This window comes from Desulfitobacterium nosdiversum (assembly GCF_049860565.1).
Taxonomy (GTDB): Bacteria; Bacillota; Desulfitobacteriia; order Desulfitobacteriales; family Desulfitobacteriaceae; genus Desulfitobacterium_A; species Desulfitobacterium_A nosdiversum.
Genome location: NZ_CP172056.1, coordinates 934,061 through 956,024 on the forward strand (window position 1 = coordinate 934,061; position 21,964 = coordinate 956,024).

16 protein-coding genes and 1 other RNA gene are annotated in these 21,964 nt (G+C 44.2%); 13 read left to right on the forward strand and 4 right to left on the reverse strand.

Translation table 11 applies throughout. The features are described 5' to 3' along the window. Window positions 1–106 precede the first annotated feature (106 nt). The 11 genes from secG (at window position 107) to ACHOLT_RS04645 (ending at window position 12,830) form a co-directional block, all read left to right on the forward strand. Window positions 107–331 (forward strand): preprotein translocase subunit SecG, encoded by a 225-nt coding sequence (secG, locus tag ACHOLT_RS04595; RefSeq protein ID WP_425806089.1) that lies wholly within the window; start codon window positions 107–109, stop codon window positions 329–331. A gap of 198 nt (window positions 332–529) precedes the next feature. Further along, a complete protein-coding gene (locus ACHOLT_RS04600) occupies window positions 530–2,545 on the forward strand; it encodes a sodium-translocating pyrophosphatase (RefSeq protein ID WP_425806090.1) in 2,016 nt (671 codons plus the stop codon). A gap of 132 nt (window positions 2,546–2,677) precedes the next feature. Continuing rightward, complete coding sequence (locus ACHOLT_RS04605; RefSeq protein ID WP_425806091.1) at window positions 2,678–4,396, forward strand: sigma 54-interacting transcriptional regulator; 1,719 nt, start codon at window positions 2,678–2,680, stop codon at window positions 4,394–4,396. Window positions 4,397–4,672: 276 nt separating this feature from the next. Beyond that, a complete protein-coding gene (locus ACHOLT_RS04610; protein ID WP_425806092.1) occupies window positions 4,673–6,256 on the forward strand; it encodes an acyl CoA:acetate/3-ketoacid CoA transferase in 1,584 nt (527 codons plus the stop codon). Beyond that, a complete protein-coding gene (locus ACHOLT_RS04615; RefSeq protein ID WP_425806094.1) occupies window positions 6,253–6,999 on the forward strand; it encodes an SDR family NAD(P)-dependent oxidoreductase in 747 nt (248 codons plus the stop codon). Before ACHOLT_RS04610 ends, ACHOLT_RS04615 begins: the two co-directional genes overlap by 4 nt. A 28-nt stretch (window positions 7,000–7,027) precedes the next feature. Further along, window positions 7,028–8,206 carry an acetyl-CoA C-acetyltransferase gene (locus tag ACHOLT_RS04620; RefSeq protein ID WP_425807887.1) on the forward strand — a complete coding sequence of 393 codons (1,179 nt, stop codon included), beginning with the start codon at window positions 7,028–7,030 and terminating at the stop codon, window positions 8,204–8,206. Between the two features lie 47 nt (window positions 8,207–8,253). Continuing rightward, a complete protein-coding gene (locus ACHOLT_RS04625) occupies window positions 8,254–9,648 on the forward strand; it encodes a GntP family permease (protein WP_425806095.1) in 1,395 nt (464 codons plus the stop codon). A gap of 214 nt (window positions 9,649–9,862) precedes the next feature. Beyond that, entirely contained in the window at window positions 9,863–10,330 is a 468-nt protein-coding gene (smpB, locus tag ACHOLT_RS04630) for an SsrA-binding protein SmpB (protein WP_425806096.1), read from the forward strand. 162 nt (window positions 10,331–10,492) lie between these two features. Next, window positions 10,493–10,738 (forward strand): AbrB/MazE/SpoVT family DNA-binding domain-containing protein, encoded by a 246-nt coding sequence (locus ACHOLT_RS04635; RefSeq protein WP_425806097.1) that lies wholly within the window; start codon window positions 10,493–10,495, stop codon window positions 10,736–10,738. A 9-nt stretch (window positions 10,739–10,747) separates the two neighbouring features. After that, window positions 10,748–12,454, forward strand: a complete 1,707-nt coding sequence (locus ACHOLT_RS04640; RefSeq protein ID WP_425806099.1) for an ABC1 kinase family protein — start codon at window positions 10,748–10,750, stop codon at window positions 12,452–12,454. Between the two features lie 25 nt (window positions 12,455–12,479). After that, window positions 12,480–12,830: a hypothetical protein gene (locus ACHOLT_RS04645; protein WP_425806100.1), complete on the forward strand. Its 351-nt coding sequence runs from the start codon at window positions 12,480–12,482 to the stop codon at window positions 12,828–12,830. A gap of 91 nt (window positions 12,831–12,921) precedes the next feature. On the opposite strand, the gene ACHOLT_RS04650 is transcribed toward ACHOLT_RS04645, so the two are convergent. The 4 genes from ACHOLT_RS04650 to ACHOLT_RS04665 are packed head-to-tail and all read right to left on the reverse strand — an operon-like array spanning window position 12,922 to window position 18,132. Continuing rightward, window positions 12,922–14,238, reverse strand: coding sequence for an efflux RND transporter periplasmic adaptor subunit (locus ACHOLT_RS04650; protein WP_425806101.1), 1,317 nt, complete (start codon window positions 14,236–14,238; stop codon window positions 12,922–12,924). Window positions 14,239–14,295: 57 nt separating this feature from the next. Beyond that, the gene (locus ACHOLT_RS04655) at window positions 14,296–16,686 is read right to left on the reverse strand and encodes an FtsX-like permease family protein (RefSeq protein ID WP_425806103.1); all 2,391 of its coding nucleotides are present in this window, start codon (window positions 16,684–16,686) and stop codon (window positions 14,296–14,298) included. Beyond that, the gene (locus ACHOLT_RS04660) at window positions 16,680–17,381 is read right to left on the reverse strand and encodes an ABC transporter ATP-binding protein (RefSeq protein ID WP_425806104.1); all 702 of its coding nucleotides are present in this window, start codon (window positions 17,379–17,381) and stop codon (window positions 16,680–16,682) included. The genes ACHOLT_RS04655 and ACHOLT_RS04660 overlap by 7 nt, the downstream gene beginning before the upstream one ends. Before the next feature lie 25 nt (window positions 17,382–17,406). Continuing rightward, window positions 17,407–18,132, reverse strand: a complete 726-nt coding sequence (locus ACHOLT_RS04665; protein ID WP_425806106.1) for a TetR/AcrR family transcriptional regulator — start codon at window positions 18,130–18,132, stop codon at window positions 17,407–17,409. A 150-nt stretch (window positions 18,133–18,282) separates the two neighbouring features. Between ACHOLT_RS04665 and ssrA the strand changes: the two genes are divergently transcribed. Both ssrA and ACHOLT_RS04675 read left to right on the forward strand, forming a co-directional pair. Next, window positions 18,283–18,633, forward strand: a transfer-messenger RNA (tmRNA) gene (gene ssrA, locus ACHOLT_RS04670). 540 nt (window positions 18,634–19,173) lie between these two features. Next, window positions 19,174–21,951 carry an AAA domain-containing protein gene (locus ACHOLT_RS04675; protein ID WP_425806107.1) on the forward strand — a complete coding sequence of 926 codons (2,778 nt, stop codon included), beginning with the start codon at window positions 19,174–19,176 and terminating at the stop codon, window positions 21,949–21,951. Window positions 21,952–21,964: the final 13 nt, after the last annotated feature.

Below are 21,964 nucleotides of genomic sequence, written 5' to 3' on the forward strand. Positions count from 1 at the left end.
GACTTAGTTTGCATAAGGCTTGTCTAAGTTCCTTGCCTTTCTTTCTTTGGATATGCTAAAATAGGTCTGCTAGATATTGTCAGTACTGAGGAGGTGATTTTACATAATGTTGATTGCTTTAACGGTTATCTTAGTGATTAGCTCAATCGGATTAATTGCAACAGTACTTCTTCAATCGGGAACGGGTGCTGGACTTGGTGCGATTGGAGGAGCAGGTGAGGCTTTCTTTGGCAAGAAGAAAGGTGTCGATGAACTTTTTGCAAAACTAAGTATCATCTCTGCTGTTCTCTTTTTATTAAGTTCGCTGGGAGTCACCTGGGTTTTAAAATAAAGCCAGGGGCTCCTTTTTGCTTTCTTCGCACTTTTACTTCTTAAAGGCATTTGCTCAGAAGCTACATATAGCCTTCAGAGTATAAAACATCGCAGGCAGGGAATGTTGCATTAGACGTCCAGGACTAGAAAAACTGAATAAATGCACATAGTTGGCCAGGCTTAATTATCCATTAAAAACTTAGGAGGGGTTTTCATCATGGATTTTGCTTCAATGCCTATTATTGCCGTCGGGGCAGGTGTACTTGGTCTTATTTTTGCATTTTATTTTGCAACGAGTGTTTTAAAAGCCAGCCCGGGAAATGCGCGTATGCAAGAGATTTCTCAGGCTATCCAAGAGGGAGCTATGGCTTACCTTAATCGTCAATATCGGACGCTTATTCCTTTTGTCATTGTTATTTTCTTTCTTTTATTTTTCTTAAAAAGCTGGGAAACCGGAATTTCCTTTCTGTTTGGTGCTGTTCTTTCCGCTTCCGCAGGTTATGTCGGAATGGGAATTACGACTCGCGCGAATGCTCGAACCACAGAAGCTGCCCGTACAAGCCTGAACAAAGCACTTGGAGTATCTTTCCGTGCTGGTGCGGTTATGGGATTGTCAGTTGCAGGGTTAGGAATTATTGGTGTTTCTGTACTTTATCTCTGGTTTCAAGATGCCGAAATCATTAACTCCTTTGCATTTGGTGCAAGTGCCATAGCCCTCTTCGCTCGTGTCGGCGGAGGTATTTATACTAAAGCGGCAGACGTCGGAGCAGACCTCGTGGGTAAAGTTGAAGCCGGAATTCCGGAAGATGATCCGCGTAACCCGGCGGTTATCGCCGATAATGTAGGGGATAATGTTGGAGATACGGCCGGAATGGGGGCTGACCTCTTCGAATCCTATGCCGCTTCGACGATTGCGGCCATGCTTGTTGGCGTAACTGTCTTTAAACAAGTCAACGCTGGGTTGCCCGGTTTAATGCTTCCACTGATGATTGGGGTTGCCGGTCTCATTTCTTCAATTATTGCCAGTTTCTTTGTACGCACAGGCGAGAACGCAAATCCTCAAACAGCGTTAAATATGGGACTTTGGGGAACGAATATCTTAACAGCCATTGCTTCTTATGGAATCGTGAATATGATGCTGCCTCCGACCTTAAAAATCAGCGATACTTTAACACTGACTCCAAACCGCGTATTCATCGCTATTATTGCCGGATTACTGGTTAACGTATTGATCGGCCTGTTAACCGAATATTACACGTCTAATCAAAAGAAACCCGCTCAAGGAATTGCCAAGGCTTCGGAAACAGGAGCGGCAACCAATATTATTGCAGGTTTAGCAACCGGACTTAAGAGTACAGCACTTCCTGTTATCGTTATTTGTGTGGCGATCTTTGTTTCGTTCCAGGTTGCTGGAATTTTTGGAATCGCAATTGCTGCTATGGCCATGCTTTCAACAGCCGGAATGGTTGTAGCTATCGACTCGTTTGGACCTGTTGCCGATAACGCAGGCGGAATCGCTGAAATGGCCGAACTTGAACCTGAAGTTCGCAAAACGACAGATAAACTGGACTCGGTTGGAAACACGACGGCTGCCGTAGCCAAAGGATTTGCCATCGGCTCAGCGGCTTTAACTGCTTTAGCTTTGTTTAATGCCTTCTCCGAATTAGCCCATGTTCAAAAGATTGACATTCTTGTTCCAACCACAATTATCGGTTTATTTATCGGGGCGGCAGTTCCCTTCCTCTTCTCCGCATTTGCCATGGAAGCTGTAGGTAAAGCCGCTTTCGAAATGATCGGTGAAGTTCGTCGTCAATTCCGTGAAATCCCTGGTTTGATGGAAGGAAAAGCTAAACCGGATTATCGCGCTTGTGTTGATATCTCCACCAAAGCGGCTATTCGGCAAATGATTGTTCCTGGATTGCTTGCTGTTGGAACACCTTTGCTAGTCGGCTTTGGCTTAGGAAAAGATGCAATGGGCGGAATGCTTGCCGGCGGAACTGTCGCCGGCTTGCTGATGGCTATCTTTATGGCAAATGCCGGCGGAGCCTGGGATAATGCGAAGAAATATATTGAAGCTGGAAACCTCGGCGGCAAAGGAACTCCAACCCATGCTGCAGCCGTCATCGGCGACACTGTTGGCGATCCCTTTAAGGATACAGCCGGACCATCCCTCAACGCTTTAATTAAAGTTATGGGGACAATTTCTCTGATTATTGCACCGTTCTTAAGATAATAAAATTATACAAAGTACTGCTTAGGGAAACAGGGAAGGGTACTCCTCAGAGAAGAGTGGGTGCCCTTTTCCCTTAATTTCAATGAGTCTATCTAGGGATTAAGAAGATTAAAGTTGGAATGAGGGAGAGAAATGAATCAAAATTCCGCCACCCCTGATCTTAATCCTGCCTTTATCTTTGAAAAAATTAAAGTAGGTATTCTTGTCACGAATGAGCAGAAGAAGATAATATACTGCAATACGGCAGCGGCAGATTATATTGATCATGATGCAAGTACTATTCTTGGTCATGAAATTGCTGAATTCATTCCTAATCCAGAGCCGAAACTAGAAAAAGCAGACAGCGATATTCAGAATCAACACGTTTTATTGGGGAATCGATTAATCATCTTGAACTCCTTTCCCTTGAGAGAGGAAGAAGAAGCGGGTAAGGTGATAACCCTCGAAGACGGAAGTGATTTTCAGCGTTTGTTATCGCGTTTAGCCAAGTCTCAAAGTTTGCTTCTTGGATGGGAGAACATCTTTGAAAATGCGTATGATGGAGTTATGGTAGTTGATACCAACGGAATCATTGTACGGATCACAAAAGCCTATTGTCATTTTTTGAACGTCAAACAGGAAGAAGCAATAGGGAAGCATTGTACAGAAGTTCTGCCGAACAGCAGGATGGAGATTGTCGCACAGACTGGAGTGGCTGAGATTGGTGAACCCATGACTATTGCGGGCAAGGAAGCTTTAGTTATGCGGCTTCCCTTGCGTGAAAATGGAAAGCTCATCGGTGCGGTCGGGAAGATCATGTTTCGAGACGTTCAAGATCTTCGTACGCTGGCCGAAAAGTTAGACCTCCTCGAAAATAAAATTAAGTTTTACGAAAAGGAGTTAGAACATTACCAAAAATACCGGTACACGTTTTCCAGTATTATGGGCAGCAGTCCTGCAATTTTAAAGGCTAAAGCATTAGCAGAAAAGGCAGCACAAGGGAAATCCACGGTATTGTTGTTGGGTGAAAGCGGAACAGGCAAAGAACTTTTTGCTCACGCAATCCATGCTGCCGGACCGCGCAGAAACAAGCCCTTTGTACGTGTCAATTGCGGAGCGATTCCCAGCGAGTTAATTGAAGCGGAACTATTTGGCTATGATGCCGGAGCTTTTACAGGCGCCAAAAAAGGGGGTAAACCCGGTAAGTTTGAAATCGCCAATGGGGGAACGATTTTTTTAGATGAAATCGGTGACCTGCCTTTAGGAATGCAAGCTAAAGTTCTGCGTGTTTTGCAAGAAAAGGAAGTGGAGAGAGTCGGAAGTAATCAGATTCTGGAGCTTGATATCCGCATCATTGCTGCCACGCATCGTGATGTTGAAAAGATGGTGGAAAACGGAGAATTCCGAAGAGACCTTTATTACCGCCTCAACGTGTTTACGATTCAAATTCCGCCGTTAAGAGAACGTGAAGGGGACATACTTCTCTTAAGCGAATATCTTCTGTCCAAAATTGAACGTGAGATGGGTGTTAAACCCAAGACCTTAGATCGTTCGGTGGAGGATTTATTTAAGCTGTATCCCTGGACGGGAAATGTACGTGAATTGCAGAATGCGCTGGAAAGGGCTGTCAATGTTGCTGAAGGGGAAAGGATATTCATTACCGATCTGCCTCTTTATCTCCAAGATATTAAGAGAGGACATACTCCAAAAGTGCTTCAGCCGCTGGCTTTGGAAGTGGTGGAGGCAGAACGTAAAGCAATACTGATGGCTTTAAAATTGACTTCAGGGAATAAGGCAAAAGCAGCTGAACTCTTAGGCATTCATCGAACAAATCTCTATCGAAAAATGGAGAAGTACGGTATCGATGAGTAAATAAATGCGCCAGTTTGCGATGCGATATTGCATCATGTAGCAATTTCGCACCACAAACCATAAGTTCAATTGCAGAGATATTTTCACGATTTTCTGAAAACTTGCGTAGCGATATCGCTACACTTAGTACGGACAAACACATAATATGAAAATATAAAAGCTTAGAAGATAGCCGTCTTCTAGGCTTTTTTTTGTTGGCATGAGATTTGCGTATAGATATAGACAGCGGTACCGCAAAATGTAAGTTCCCTAATAAGTAAGATAGGAGGGGGTCATTTGAAAAAGAAGTTTCTTACGGCTAAAGAAGCCGTGGCGCTGATTAAGGATGGAAGTACGGTTGCCATAGATGGATTTGTTACCATCGCGCATCCTGAAGAAATTACAGAAGCCTTGGAAAAACGATTTACAGAAACGGGCAGTCCAAGGGGATTATCTCTGGTCTATGCAGCCGGACAAGGTGACGGCAAGGATCGAGGGATGAATCATCTGGCTCATGAAGGCTTAATAAAACGTGTTGTCGGAGGACACTGGAACCTTGCTCCGAAGTTAGGGACGCTTGCTGTTGAAAATAAAATCGAAGCATATAATTTCCCGCAAGGTGTCATTACCCATCTTTTCCGGGATATTGCAGCAGGCAAGCCTGGAACAATAACGCACGTTGGATTGGAGACTTTTGTTGATCCGCGTATAGACGGCGGCAAATTAAATCAAGTCACGCATGAGGATCTTGTTGAATTGATTACGTTGAGGGAGAAGGAATATCTCTTCTATCACAGCTTCCCGATCGATGTTGCAATAATCAGAGGAAGCTTAGCGGATGAGGACGGCAATATTTCCATGGAAAGCGAAGCATTAGATATTGAGGTCCTTGCCGTAGCCCAAGCGGCTCGCAACAGCGGGGGCATGATTATTGCCCAAGTCGAACGTGTGGTTCAAAAGGGATCTATAAAACCGAGGAGTGTTATTGTACCCGGGAATTTAGTGGATGTAATCGTTGTCTCAAGTGATCCTAAAAAATATCATATGATGACCTTTGGTGAAGAATATAACCCAGCCTACAGCGGGGAACAAAAACTCCCCTTGAGCAGTATCAGTCCGATGTCTTTTGATGAAAGGAAAATCATTGCACGGCGGGCCTATCTGGAGCTCTTTCCGGATGCGATCACGAATCTGGGAATTGGCGTTCCCGAAGGCGTTGCGGCGGTAGCCTCTGAGGAAGGTACTTTAGACGACATTATTTTATCTGTTGAGGCAGGAGCGAATGGCGGTATGCCTGCAGGTGGCTCAAGCTTTGGAGCGAGTTTTAATCCTACCTCCATTATCACGCAGCCGGAACAATTCGATTTTTATGATGGAGGTGGACTGGATTTCACCGTGCTCGGGATGGCCCAAATGGATATGGAAGGCAATGTCAATGTGAGCCGCTTTGGCTCACGCATATCTGGGGCAGGCGGGTTTATCAATATTTCTCAGAATGCCAAAAAGGTTATCTTTTGCGGAACGTTTATGGCGGGGGGGTTAAAAGCAACAGTAGGCGATGGACGCTTAACATTGGAACAAGACGGAAAGATCTCGAAAATAATCGAAAAGGTAGAACATGTGACGTTTAGCGGAAAGTATGCCCGGGAACACAATCAAAAGGTTCTTTATGTCACGGAACGAGCAGTCTTCGAGTTAGGGCAGGAGGGTGTTATGTTAACTGAGATTGCTCCCGGAGTTGATCTTCAAAAAGATATCTTAGAGAAAATGACCTTTAAACCCATTATTTCGATGCAATTAAAAACCATGGATCCGCGCATTTTTTGTGAGGGGCCGATGTTTAGGGAGAGAGAAATGAATGAGGGGAATGTTGCGAAATGATGACGAAGGATAAAGTCGCTCTAGTTACAGGGAGCGGCCAAGGCTTGGGCAAGGCAATCGCTTTTGCTTTAGCAAAAGAAGGGGCAAAACTTGCTATTAATGATATTCCGTTCAATGAGGCAAAGGCTCGTGACACAGTAGATGAGCTTCGGGCCAAAGGCGTTGAAGCAGAGCTATTTTTAGCCGATGTCACTGAAGAGGCAAGCGTCAATACGATGGTTGAAAAAGTCCTCGGACATTTTGGACGTATTGATATTCTTGTTAATAACGCAGGAATTAACCGTGATGGGTTAGTTCATAAAGGCGATTTAAAAAACTGGAACGCTGTAGTCAATGTGAATCTTACAGGTCCATTCATTTGTACAAAAGCAGTACTTCCCAGTATGAGACAGAACAACTACGGCCGGATTGTCAATGTTTCTTCGCTTACGGCTCGGATGGGGATTTTCGGAACAGGCTACTATGCAACAACAAAGTCTGGCTTGCTGGGCTTGACCCGAGTAACCGCAGCAGAGAATAGCACCAAAGGAATCACCTGCAATGCACTTGCGCCGGGTTATATTAAGACCGATATGATGATGAAATATTCGCAGGAACAACTCGACGCCCTTATCGCCAAGATTCCTGCAGGCCGTTTGGCTGAGCCGGAAGAGATTGCCGCGGCAGCACTATTCCTCGCGGCTGATACCTCAGCTTATATCACAGGTGCAATTCTGGATATCAATGGGGGCTATTTAATTTAAGATAAATATTTTTAGGGAGGGGATCATTATTAAGGACGTTGTTATTGTCAGCGCAGTTCGGACACCAATCGGTTCCTTTAATGGAGTGCTTAGTCAGCTCGAGGCCGCAGATTTAGGTGCAATTGTGATCAAAGAAGCAATTTATTCTGCCGGTCTTAATCCAGCTGATGTTGAAGAGGTCATCATGGGTAATGTACTGTCTGCAGCCAAGAGCCAAAATCCGGCACGACAGGCTGCGATGAAAGCAGGGATTCCTCAAGAGGTTCCTGCATGGACGGTAAGTAAAGTCTGCGGTTCCGGTCTTAAGGCTGTTGTCTGCGCAGCTCAGGCCATTATCGCTGGAGATGCCGAAATTATTGTTGCAGGCGGCATGGAGAGCATGTCACAGTCCGCTTATGCTCTTCCAAAGGCCCGGACAGGCTATCGTATGGGAAATGAGGTTATTGTCGATACGATGATCAGTGACGGCTTAACGGATGCTTTCCATAATATCCATATGGGGATTACAGCGGAAAATATAGCAGAAAAGTTTGGAATTACCCGTGAAGAACAGGATCAATATGTGGTGCAGAGTCAGAACAGGGCAGAGAAGGCGATTAAATCAGGGGCTTTTGTTGAAGAGATCGTTCCCGTAACCATACCTCTGCGTAAGGGTGACCCGATCACCATCAGTCAGGATGAATTTCCCCGTTTTGGTGCAACGTACGAAGGGCTGGCTAAGCTGCGGCCGGCATTTAAAAAAGATGGGACTGTAACCGCAGGCAATGCCTCAGGACTTAATGATGGAGCTGCCGCAGTTGTCGTTATGAGCAAGGAGAAGGCTGAACAACTCGGAATCAAACCGATGGCAGTGATCACATCTTGGGCTTCGGCAGGAGTTGATCCCCTAATCATGGGAACGGGTCCAATTCCTGCAAGCCGTAAAGCGTTGGCAAAGGCGGGCCTGACGATTGAAGATATTGACCTGGTTGAAGCCAATGAGGCTTTTGCTTCGCAAACGTTAGAAGTAGCTAAGGAGCTTGGGCTTCAGCCGGAAAAAACAAATATTAAAGGCGGTGCTATCGCTTTAGGACATCCGATTGGTGCAAGCGGAGCTCGAGTTCTTGTCACCCTGCTGCATGAAATGAAACGGCAGAATGTTAAGAGGGGTCTTGCAACGCTCTGTATTGGCGGAGGCCAAGGAATAGCAATGCTCGTAGAAAAATAGATAGCACGACGTTTAGAGCTGGGGAATAAATTGGGAGGTGTTTTTAGATGGGAGTACTAGGGATTCTTCTTAGTCTTGGACTCTTGATGTTCATGGCGTACAGAGGCTTTTCCGTCATCTTTTTCGCACCGGTATTTGCTATACTCGCCGCCGTTTTTTCAGGAATGTCGATAATGCCTACGTATACAGAAATCTTTTTGCCTAATCTGGCGAACTATGTAAAAATTTATTTTCCTTTCTTCTTGTTAGGTGCGGTCTTTGGCAAAGTCATGGAAGAATCAGGAGCCGCGAAATCCATTGCGCGCTTCATTGTACAAAAACTCGGCAAACGTCAGGCCATTCTCGCGGTGGTATTATCTGCAGCGATCCTAACCTATGGTGGTGTCAGCCTTTTCGTTGTTGCTTTTGCAGTCTATCCCTTCGCAGCATCAGTTTTTAAGGAAGCCGATATTCCAAAACGGCTGCTTCCGGCAACAATCGCACTAGGAGCCTTCACCTTTACGATGGATGCTCTTCCAGGAACGCCTCAAATTCAAAACTCGATCCCGATGAAATTTTTTAATACGGATCTTTATGCGGCACCTGTGTTTGGGACACTGGGAACACTCATTGTTTTGGGATGCGGGCTTGCCTATTTAGAATGGCGGAAACGGAGCGCACAAGCTGCCGGTGAAGGATATGGCACGAATCATAAACAAGAACCGGAAATTGTGGAAGACACGAATCTCCCCAATCCATTATTGTCAGTTGTCCCCCTTGCCTCAGTCCTAATCATAACTTTGATTCTGCAAAAAATGGTCTTTCCTCAATGGGATATTACAGCATGGGCAACCCAGGCTCCCTACAATATGGCAAAAGCAGGTATCGTTGGGACGATGAATAACTGGGCTCTTATCATTGCCTTAGTCATAGGCTCGGGTCTTGCCCTGATTATCAATCCTAAGCGAATCAAAGGAAATATCGCCCGTGCGATCAATGCCGGAGCAATCGGCTCGTTGCTAGCCGTGATGAACACAGCCTCAGAAGTGGGTTTTGGAAATGTTATTAAATCTCTGCCAGGTTTTCAGAGCATTGCGCAAGCCTTAATGGGTATTAACGGAAACGGAAGTCCTCTTCTCTCAGAGGCAGTGACCGTTAACGTTTTGGCAGGAGTAACAGGTTCAGCCTCAGGAGGTATGAGCATTGCACTGGATACCTTTGGCAAACATTATCTGGAATGGGCGACGAGAACTGGGATCAGCCCGGAGTTGCTCCATCGGGTTGCTTCAATGGCTTCCGGAGGAATGGATACCTTGCCGCATAATGGCGCCGTGATTACCCTCTTGGGAATTGCAGGACTCACGCATAAGGAATCCTATAAAGACATTTTCGCGATTACACTCTTGAAAACGTTTACGGTAATAATTCTCATTTTACTTCAAAGCGTTTTCCATTTCGTCTAAAATAATTATTTTATAAAAATCCATATTCTTTAAAGGGCTGCGTTTTAGCGGCTCTATTTTTATCTAAGTTTATTTATGGGCTATATTTATGTATAAACACTTAATATTAGAAGAGATCTTTAATAGATGTTTAGGTATCCCTTAAAGGGTTAAGACTGGGAAAATAAGAGAAATTATGCTATACTGAAAATCTCAACTGGGAGGAGGGTTAACTATGGCATCCGAAGGAATAAAGGTCATCTCGGATAACCGCAAAGCCTATCACGATTACTTCGTGGAAGAAAAGCTTGAAGCCGGAATCATTTTGACAGGAACAGAAATCAAGTCGATTCGGAATGGACGAGTGAATCTCAAAGATAGTTATGCCCGGATTGATAATGGGGAAATCTGGCTTTATCAGATGCACATTAGCCCTTATGAACAAGGAAATCGGTTTAATCATGACCCTTTAAGAAAACGGAAGCTTCTTCTGAACCATTCCGAGATTATAAAATTAGTTGGTAAGATTCAGCAACAAGGCTTAACCTTGATTCCAACGCGGATTTACTTGAGAAGAGGTCTGGCAAAGATTGAGCTCGGGGTCTGTAAAGGGAAGAAAAACTATGATAAGCGACAGGATATTGCCGAACGGGATGCTAAGCGGGATATTGAACGGAGTCTTAGAGACCGTGAAAAGAGATAAGAAATCAACAGCTATTTGGCGTAAAGCGAGATGGCTGTTTTTTTATTTTAAATGGGCATATATTTATTATTAATGATTTGCAAGTATGAAAGATATGATATATCATATCAAGTAGAGGTGATATGAATGGGTCCGCATGGAAAATTTTATGGATCAACGGTCATGGGGGAACGAGGTCAAGTTGTAATTCCGGCTGAGGCGAGAGAGGAACTCGGAATCGAACCAGGCGAAAAATTTATTGTACTTGGAAATAAAAGAAAAGGAGTTGTCATCTTAATTAAATCTGAGGTGATGACGAGGTTCGCAGATATGATGTTTAGAAAGGCTAGATTTTTTGATGAGATGTTTAATTTCTCGGGGAGTGACGATGAAGGGGACAATGGCAATAAAGGTGATAAGAAAATTTAGGAGGAAATCATGCCACTCATCATAAAATACATTCGAGATAAGCGTTTCCGTAAAATTATTGCTCTGTTCTTACGTTTTGTGCTGCAACTTTGGTGGCTCGGCAAAAGTACACGATTTAACAGTGCGGAGAAGCGAGAGCTAAAATATAAAGCAGTTTACCGTAAACAAGCCCGAACCTTTACCGAGACAGCCACGGAACTGGGGGGACTGCTGATTAAGCTCGGACAATTTTTTAGTTCCCGAGTGGATGTTTTGCCCGAGGAGTATACGAGTGAGCTCTCGAAATTACAGGATGCAGTTAAACCGGTAGCAACTGAGGAGATCATTCAATGCATCGAAGCAGAATTCGGCTCAAGTATAAATGAGATTTTCAGGAAATTTTCCCAATTTCCGGTTGCAGCTGCTTCTTTAGGGCAAGTTCATACCGCGGAGACGAAAGAACATAAGAAAGTAGCCGTGAAGATTTTACGGCCTGGCATCGAGAAAATCATTCGGGTCGATTTTGAAGCCCTCCGTTTCGTGGCGAACTTTGCGAAGCGCTATCCGAAGATTAATGCAGCCGTCGATCTAGATCAGATTTATAACGAATTCGTTGAAACGACCCTGGATGAACTGGATTATGTTAAAGAAGGCCGGAATGCAGATACCTTTCGGGCAAATTTTGCGGCAGATGAGCGGTTCTATGTTCCCCAAATTGATTGGGAATACACAACACAGCGTGTCTTGACCATGGAGTTCATCGAAGGGTGTAAAGTCAATGATTATGAAGCTTTGGAAAAGGCAGGAATTGATCGGGCCCTCCTCGCCGACACCTTGATCGCTGCTTTTGTCCAGCAGGTGCTTTATGATTCCTTCTTTCATGCAGATCCTCATCCAGGCAACCTGCTTGTTAAAGAGGATGGAAGGCTTGTCTTCTTAGATTTTGGGATGATGGGGCGAATCGAAAAGCGGATGCGTGAAGAGCTGGTTGCTTTCATTATGGCGATCTTTAAAAAAGACACGGATGAAATGATCACAGTCTTTGAGCATTTGGGCTTTCTGCGGCCTCATGCTAATAAATCAACGCTCAGCAAGAGCTTTAAACTGATTCTGGCTGCAATGTTTGAAGCCCCGAATTTAAAAACGATTAATTCAGAAGAATTTCTTCTCGAAATCAGAGAATTTATGTATTCCCAGCCCTTTCAGATTCCGGCGCAAATGCTATTCCTGGGGAAAGCCCTCTCAACGATCCTGGGGATCTGCAGCGGATTAAACCCGAAATTAGATCTCATCAAAACGCTGCAGCCTTATGCAGAGGATTTGTTGTCTGGAGCGAAAACGGGAAGCCCTAAACAAGGATCTGTCTTAGACCAGGCCAAGAAAACACTCATTGAGGTCGTTACGCTGCCGGAAAAGCTGAATCGTTTTTTGACCGGCTTGGAACTGGGTGAAGTTAGAATTCAGCCCTCGCGAAGTTTCGAATCAGATCTCTTGCAAAATCAGAGTCAGCAAGCGAGCCGAATCGTACGTGCGATCTTGAGCAGCGGTTTCTTAATTTCCGGGTCTATTTTACTGGGAGGTCCGTTTTTTAAAAGCGGGATAGCGATGATTATCCTTTCCGGATTAATATTTCTTTCGCTCATGAGAATGAAACGCACCGATTCACATTTCCGATCGCGGCGAAGAATGGAGATGCGGGAACCTACGGGATTTCACAAGCCGCGTTTTCATCCTTAATTAATAAATAAAGGAGAGATGGATTATGAGTTCGGAGAATTTCAGCTTTTCCTTTGAGGAAAATGAAGAAGGCTTTACAGTGACATTAAAGGGCGATAAGGAAAAGCTCAGGCACAAGTTGGAAGCTTTTGAAGCGTTCTTGAACTTTCGTGAAAAAGCGAAGAATGCGGGCTGGGAACATCACGGCGAAGAATCACCGATGTACAGCTTTATGCGAGCTATGCATAAGCATCATGGAGCACATCATGGCTTCGGCGAGCACCAGGGGCACTGCGGTCACCATGGATACCATGGACATCATGGAAACAGTGGCTCTGTGCAGCAGGATGGAGATCAGAAACAAAACGATGGAGAGAACAAGCCGTCCGCTGAGTAAGGAAGTTGTTTGAAATGAAAAAATCCAGCGGATCTTTTAGATTCGCTGGATTTTTTCTTCCAATCTTCAAGTTTCAAATTTAAATCTAGAATTAGGATTTAGCCTTGATGCGTTTTCCTTCTTTAAGCCCTTTAAGTGAAGTATCAAGCAAGACCTGATCTCCGTCCTGAAGTCCTTTTTCAATAATGCAGTCCTGGTTATTCTCTATACCCTTCGTCACGGGTTGCAAAGCTGCTTTGCCATTGCGAATGACCCAGAGTGCTTGACCGTTTTGATACGGGAAAAGTGCTGTTTTGGGGACGATAAGACGGTTTGATTCCTGGTAAGTGGTAAATTGAACATCCATATTGCTTCCGAGAACGACGGGGGCATTGGTATCAAGGAGAATGGTAATCTTGACCCGGTTTTCTTTCAGACCGAGCGGGGAAACACGTTCGACCGCTGAAGGAGCGATGGATTCAATTTTCCCTGAGAGAGACTTATCTCCGGTGCTTGTAGCCTGAAGAATTTTGACAGGACTTCCTGTTTTAAGATCCAAAGCGTCACTGGCCAGAACATAACTTTCCAGACGATAGCCTTGATTTTGAACAACAGTGAGTAAAAGCTGCCCGTTTGGGGCGGCCATTCCTTCTTTAAGGGTGAGATCTTTGATGATCCCGTCTTGGGGAGCTGTAATTTTTGCTTTTTGAATTTTATCTTCAAGCTGACTGATCTGAGTATTTAATGCGTCTTTTTGACCTGAAAAGTAGAGTGCTGTTCCTGGAGCAGGTGTCAGTTGTTCATATAGGAGCTGGAGGGCAAGCTTTTGTTGTTCCAGGTTGCTTTTCGCCTTATCGGCTTGCCGCTGTGCGTCCTCGTATTCAACTTGAGAAATTGAACCTGCATCAAAGAGGGCTTTGGAACGGGCAAGGGCTTGATCCTGAGCTTCTGAATCCTTTTCCGCTTGTTCAATCAGGAGATTTTGCTGTTGAACAGCTGCTTCCTGAGGTGTGCGATAGGCTTGCTGGCTCTGTCCTTCAACACTCGTTAGTTGGGCCTTCAAAACCTCAAGTTGATGGTTTAAATCCTGAGTATCGAGTTCTGCCAGCACTTGACCTTTTGTTACGCGGTCACCGTTTTGAACATGAAGCGCTTGGATTTTACCATCCATAGAACTATAGATGGGCGATTCATTTAAGGCCTGAACTTGGGCCTCCTCTGTGAACCCTTTGGTAAACTCAGCAGGATGAACGGCAAGAACCTTGCCTTGCAGGGGAAGCGCGGTGTAGGCGAGGGCTCCGGCACAGCCCAGGAGAACAATAAGGCCAAAGATCAACCCCTTTTTCTTCTTTTTTCCTTTAAATCGGGAAAAGAGTTTGAGATTGCGCCATTTTGCAAAACGGGAAGATGCAAGGTGTTCCAGAGACATACAAATCCCTCCTAGATTAGGTATTGATGATAGGGGTTAATCGGAAGCGACTTCGCTTTATTCTTTCGTGGCAAGGATTTCAACAAAGGGCAGGGTCTTAATCTTATGGTAAGTTCGGGTTTGGGCAATCCATACTGAAAATGCGGTTCCGGCGACGGCACTAAGGAGGGCAAGTGGGGGAAGCTCAGCAGGAATGGAATATAAGTCCGTGCTTAAGGCTTGGGCCATACCCGCAATAAGCCCAAAGGAAAGAGGAATCCCCAAGAGAACGCCGCAAAGCGTCAGCGTCCACTGCTCTGAGGTAATGACGAGTAAGACTTCCTTCGGAGTTAACCCCAAAACGCGTAAAGAGGCGAGTTCGCGCTGCCGTTCAGAGAGTGAAATGATACTCGAGTTATAGATGAGGGCAAAACCGGCAATTCCGGCAAGGATCGATAAAAAGTAAGTTGTGAAGGCATACGATTTCATCATCTGGAGGATTTTGTCTTTGCTTTCCTGAATAGCTTCAATTGAACCGACCTCACTTGCATCGCGATATTTGTTTTTAAAAGCGCTGACTTCCTGGGGATTCATGCTGATCAGCATGGAGGTACTGATTTGCCCCTGCTGCAGAAAAGCTTGGAGAGTATTAATGTCCATAAACGCATTAAGCCCGACGTATTGAGGGATAATTCCTTTGACGACCATCGTTTGTTCTTTGGCGCCGACCCGTTCTTTTTGGAGGGAACTTTCCACTGTAATGGAATCGCCGACTTTAACTTGAAGAAGGGTGGCGAGTCGATCTGAAAGCAGGATCCCGCTATCAGGGACAGGAATTTTTTGCCCATTTTTATCTAAAATATTATAGAGTGTGGAGTCAGGGGTTAACCCCATGATAACGATTTCTTTTTTTAGCCACTGATTTTTTAAGGTAGCAGGAATTTCTAAGACGGGTTCTATTTTGGAAACTCCGGGTTCACGGGCGAGGGTATAGGCTGTTGCTTGAGCCGGCAATGGACGGGTTAGAGAAAGCTTTACATCGTATTTTTGAATGTTGTCATACTGGAAAGTCGTAAGTTTATCCGTCATGCTTTGCATTGACCAGGAAACACTCATGAGGCTATAAATCACGGCCATTCCCAAAACGGTAATTAAACTGCGGGCCGGAGCGCGGAAGATGTTGCGCAAGCCCATCTGAGCCTGAGAAGAAATCATGCTCCAAAGTCGGGTCATCTTTTCCAGCCAAGTTTTGCGGGCTGAAGCTGGGGCAGCGGGACGCATGGCTTCAGCAGGCTGCAAGCGGAGGATATTGAGACTTCCCTTAATACCACTGAGAAGGCTGAAACTAAGAGAGAGGACAATACCCAGAAAAAGATATTTAAAGGAAAACGTTCCTCTAAGACCGGGCAACGCGAAATATTCCTCATAAAGTGATGTCAGGGGGTAGGAAAGTGCAATTCCGGATAAGCCTCCGAGGAGTCCGCCCAGGCTGCCAATGAAAAGCGGATAGGACAGGTAGTGAAAAACGATTTCGCGGTTGGTAAAGCCAAAGGCTTTCAACGTTCCGATAATCCCCCGTTGTTGTTCGATCAGGCGAATGAGCATGGTATAGAGGATGATGGTCGCAACCCCTAAAAAGACAACGGGCAGAGTTCGAGTTGTTCCCTGAAGGGATTTTAATTCATTGGTCAGGATAGCATGGCTGGTTTGATCTTTACGGGGAATAATGCTTTGTACGCCATAAGGTTTAAGTTCTGTTTGAAGCATTTCTTTGACCGTATCAAAATCAGCCCCTGGTTTTAGGGTGAAAACGATGTCATTAACCTGATTTGCTTCTTTGACAAGCCCCTTAACCGTACTGAGCGGGGTATACGCAATCCCAAAGGTTTGCGGATCAGGATAAAGATCCTGGGCGGTCCGCATAGCATAAATAAACTCCGGGCTCTGAGCGGTTCCTACAATGGTGAAGGTTGCTCGCTTACCATCGAGGATCAAGGTTAGGCTGTCTCCCAGGGTAAGATGATTGGCTGCAAAATATTTGGGATCAACGAGAATTTCCGAGGCTTTGTCATTCGGTAAACGCCCAGAGGCGATTTGAACCTGATTTAAGGTTGAAGCGTTAGGTGAGTTCAATGAAACTAAACGCAGCGTATGATTGGATGAGCTTTTATCTGAGCTTTTTTCTGCAAAAAGCTTAACATCCTTAACAATACGTCCCTCGATATCTGCAATACCCGGCGAGTTTCCTAATGCTTTGACTTTGTTTTCCGGATAACCGGTTAACTGAATAAAACCATCCGCAAAGTGCGTGCTCTGATAGAAGTTCTGTTGGGCGCCTTTAAGGTTATCCAGGATGATGGACATTGAGGTGAACACCATCAGGCCGATGGCGATGACAACCATGCATGCGATATAAACACCCTTATTTTCTTTGATATCCCTTAAGACTTTCTTGTGCAGAACTACCATGTCAGTTCCTCCGGTGAAAGGGGATATTCATTGACCTTAATATGATCTAAGAACCCGTCTTTTAAATAGAAGATGCGATTGGCCATTTTGGAAATTTTCGCATTATGCGTAATGATCACAATAGTCATATGAAGGTCTTGGTTCAGTTTGGCCAAGGTTTTAAGAACCTGTATTCCCGTTTGAATATCCAAGGCTCCAGTTGGCTCATCACAGAGAAGCAAGGCAGGCTTTTTGACGATTGCCCGAGCAATTGCAACCCGCTGTTGTTGGCCACCCGAAAGTTGAGAAGGAAAATGATCCGCTAAATCCTCCAGCCCAACATCCCGCAGAACCTCTTCAAGTGCCAGAGGGTGGGCAGCAATTTCAGCGGCAAGTTTGACGTTTTCATAAGCGGTTAAATTCGGCATGAGATTATAGTGCTGAAAAATGAACCCAATTTCCTTGCGGCGATAAAGGGTCAGTTCAGCTTCGCTTGCTTGATGAAGAGGCTGCCCCTGGTAATAAAGCTCGCCGGAGGACGGCGGAGACATACCTCCGATGATGTTAAGAAGGGTCGTTTTGCCCGAACCGCTTTGTCCCAGAACAACAATAAATTCGCCTTGATTTATTTGAAAATCAATCCCTTTGAGGACTTCGTTTTTAACGGTTCCCGTTTGAAAGATCTTACGGATTTCTTTCCCTTCCAGTAGGCTCATGTGAGACCACCTCCTTGAGCTGAGCTCATTCGCTGACTGTAGAAAAAGGTTTATTTGCTAGCCCGTTAACTAGCAGGTCAATCATTTGGTCAATTTTTTGTTGAAACTGTTTATTTGTTAAAAGGGCACAAACGTCCTCAGGATTGTCATGAGCGAGATTTTTGAGTTCTGCTAAATATAATTCGGTAAAGGCAGTGCTCCAAGCCCCAATAAACAAGGTTGCAATATGCGGATCTATGTGAGGATCGATTTGTCCAAGCTCGATTCCTTTATGAAGCATCGTTTCATAAAAATTTTGGGCTTTTGGAAGTTGTTCGCCTAGAATTTCGTCGCGAAGAGACTTATTCGTTTCTTTAATAAAGTTATTACCGATAGCAAGAAGCTCTGGATTTTCTAATGCAAATTGAAAACCGGCTGTACATAGGTCGCGGAGTGCTGAAAAAAAGTTAAATCCTTTTCCTTCAAACTGCGGAACGGTTTCTTGGAAATATTTAATCTTTTGCTCTCCTGCCAGATTAATAATATATTTATAGACATCTTTTAAATTGTTAAAGTATTGATAAAAACTTCCGCGTGGAATTCCGGCATTTTCAATGATATGGGCAATGCTGGCTTGATCAAAGCTATAGGCAGCGAATTCTTGAATAGCTGCGCGAATGATTCGATTTTTCTTTTCTTCAGGCAGATTAAAAAAGGTTTGAGTTGGCAAGGAAACCGCTCCTTTAAAGAAAGTTAAATGGTTTTTGAACATGACAGCAATGTCACCTTGAGAATATGACAAAAGTGTCATAACGTCAAGAAGTATTTTTATGGAAAAAAAACTAAAGAAAACATACAAAACTAAGAAGTACCTCTATTAAATGAATAAAAAAATGATATACTATCAATGTAAATCAAATACGGGGGCGTTTTAGACTCGCTCGGGGAAGCGGTGGCGAGAGTTGCGCGTCGAGATTCCACCTGGTCTCGTTAAACGGTGGATCTTAATAGTTAACAACGAAAATTACGCTCTAGCTGCTTAATTGCCGCTAGCATCCTGCCTTCTGCGCCTACGATGAAGGGTCAGGGTGTCAAAACAGTAGGACTGCTCTAATGACAATTCTCGGAGTCATTAGCTAAGATTATCGAGATAGCCTCGGACGGATCCTGTCTTCTGGAGACTAAGAGGTAAAACTTAAATAGAAGACTACACGCGTAGATGCTTTCGTGGCAGCTCTTCGATACAGGGGTGCAATTCCCCTCGCCTCCACCAAAACGAACGACGGTTGATGTTTTGCAACATTTCTTTTTGGAATGTCCAATTCAATGTACTTACTGATATGCTGTTTGAATTCAACCTATTGAATGGTAGTTAGTACGATAAAGTTCTTCTTTTTTCATAGACGAAAAGAACGATTCCATGACAGCGTTGTGATGAGGCCTGCCCGATGGTGAAAACGATTGTTTTATGTGGAAGGTCTTTAATAACTTTTGGCAGGTATGTGAGGTAGACTTTTTATATTTCCTCTTTTTGATTAAAGTGACTTTATTAAATGGCATATCGGCAAGTTGTGATGTCACAAGTCGTATTAATACTTATGGCGCTACATTCACTAAAATGTTGAAGATTCAGACCATATTTGGTATAATTAGACAATAATTGATCGTGCACCTGTCCATTCAAAGTAGATTAACGTGAGTAACTGTGCAGGAATTTTCCTGGATAGTTTTTTATTATTTAGATTATTTTTGAAAATTTGTACTTGTACATTATCAGAATAATGTACAAGTAACGATTTTGTGTAAATTGCGTATGGCAACACTAAATAAGGAACAGGTAATTATGGATATCAGGAAGATCATGATTCTGGTAAATGGCAAAGATAGAACCAGTGAAATAGTGAGTATAAGACGTGATGTCGTACAACGGAAGATAGAGGTCGTGTACCTAACGGGAGATAAGGTTTATCCCTATAATCAAAATCGAGTAAAGATCCTTGAAAATCCAAGGGTTATTGAATTAGAAGGAAGAGTTGCATATATAGATAACTTGCCTATCTATGAGCCCAAGATTATCCTCGATTTTGGGGAAAGGATTAAAATAATTCAATATAACGGAAGTACTCACACAATAAATCCGGAAAGGTTTTCCTTGATCGACAACGGCGCCTCCGATCAAAATGCACAACAAATATTGGCTTATCTAAGAGATATTGCTCAGTACACATCGGACAAGCCGGAAGAAGAGGCATTTTTAAAGCAAGAAATGGAGCAGCTTACTTTTGTTCATCCAGAAAGCGTGCTCAGCCACTATTTGTCGCGGCGGCCAGTTAAAGCTAGGACGCCGGACATGGACGGCGTGATCTTTCCATTCCGCTTTAATCTGAGCCAGAAAGCGGCACTGGAGAATGCGGTTGCCAACTCTATTTCTGTGATCGAAGGGCCTCCGGGCACGGGTAAGACACAAACAATTTTAAATATCCTTGCCAACCTCATTGCGGTTCAAGGGAAAAGCGTCGCTGTCGTATCCAATAATAACGAAGCGGTTAAAAACGTAATCGAAAAGATGGACAAGCAGGGCTATGGTTTTCTGACTGCTTTGCTCGGCAAGAAAGATAATCAGGACGCTTTTTTTGCCAATATGCCGACAGCCAAAATTGACGGATGGGATTACGAAGAAGAAAAAGGTACTTTGTTCCAGCATATTAAGACTCTGAATATTCAGCTAAACAAACTGCTGACAAAAGACCGCAAAAGAGCACAGCTGGGGCAGGAATTGCGAGCATGGCAGCTGGAGCAGGAACATTTCGAAGAATATTTTTCCAGGCAGGATATTGAGGAGATCAGCAAATTACCGTTGTTTCGGGAAACCCCTGACCGCATTATCTCCTTTTTGGCGGAAACCTCTCTGGCCAAAGAAAACAATCAATCTAACAAACTTTTATATAAACTGAAATTACTCTTTAAGTATGGCGTGTTTGATTATAAAAAGTTAGAAACATACGAAGCATCAATTCTGTTATCTCTGCAAAAAGAATTTTACCGGCAGCAGATTCAAATGATGGAGCAGGAAATTGCCGCCATTGAAGGTCAATTGCAGAACGCCTCCTTTGATAAACTGCTTGAAGAACATCAGCAGTATTCCGAAAAGCTGTTCCGTAAATACCTGTATCAGAGCCATAGCGTACAGCCGGAGCCTGACTTTACAAAGAAGAGCTTTAAGATAAGATTTGATGACTTTATTAAGGTATATCCGATCATCCTCAGCACGACGCACGCCTTACGCCGTTCCATCCCTCAAAATTATCTGTTGGACTATGTGATCATCGATGAGGCGTCTCAGGTGGATTTAATTACAGGTGTATTGGCTTTTTCCTGCTGCCGAAATGTAATCATTGTCGGTGACGTCAAGCAACTGCCTCAGATTACCAATAAAGAAATCGAAGCCAAGTTGACAACAACACCGCCGTGCGACGAATATAACTATTTTCAGCATAATATCTTATCGTCGGCTATCAGTCTGTACGGCAAAAGCTTGCCTTGCGTGACTTTGCGGGAGCATTATCGCTGTCATCCACAGATCATTGAATTCTGCAATCAGAAATATTATGATGGTCAGCTAATCCCCTACACCGACCCAAGTCCGTCGGAGTGCCCCTTAGTGCTTTATAGAACATCTGCAGGAAATCACATGCGACGGGTTACACGTGGCGTTGGCAAAGGGCGCTATAACCAGCGTGAACTCGACGTTATTGTAGAAGAGATTTTAAAAGCCCCCGATCTTGTGGAGAGACGGGAAGGAATCGGCTTTGTCACGCCGTATCGCAAGCAGGCAAACAAAGCAACACAATTGCTCACCGACGGTATTGAAATCGATACGGTACATAAATACCAGGGCCGAGAAAAAAATGTCATGATCATGTCCACAGTGCTGGATAGCAGCTGGGCTGGACAGCAAGGGATAGATTTTGTTGATGATCCGCAGATGATCAATGTAGCTGTGTCGCGGGCCATCAAGCAATTTATACTGGTGACGGATCACGACTTGTTTTTCAAGAAAGGCAAAAACATTAGTGATCTCATCCGATATATAGAATACAGCACACTGGATGAAACTATTATCGACAGTCAGGTGGTGTCTGTTTTCGACTTGCTTTACCGAAAGTATTCCAGCAAGCTGATATCATTGAAGGCAAAGATGGACCCGAAAGCCCGATATCAGTCTGAAGAGGCGCTGCGCGTACTTCTAGAAGAAATCCTAAAAAAGCCCCAATATGCCGTTTACAATTATGCGCATGGAATGTTGCTACGCAACCTATTGAATACAGTAGATCTACTTAACCCGGAAGAATTGAAATTTGTCAGCAACAGGGCATCTTTAGATTTTGTTATATTCCGTAAGTTGGATAAAAGCTGTGTTTTGGTCGTGGAGGTAGATGGTTTTGCTTTCCACGAAAACAACCCAGATCAACTGCACAGGGATGCGTTAAAGGATGCTATTTTGAAGAAACATAATGTTCCTCTCCTGCGGCTTGCTACTAATGGCAGTGGGGAGAGAGAGAAGATAGAAAGAGCCCTTCAAGAGGCGTGAAAATAGAAATGTG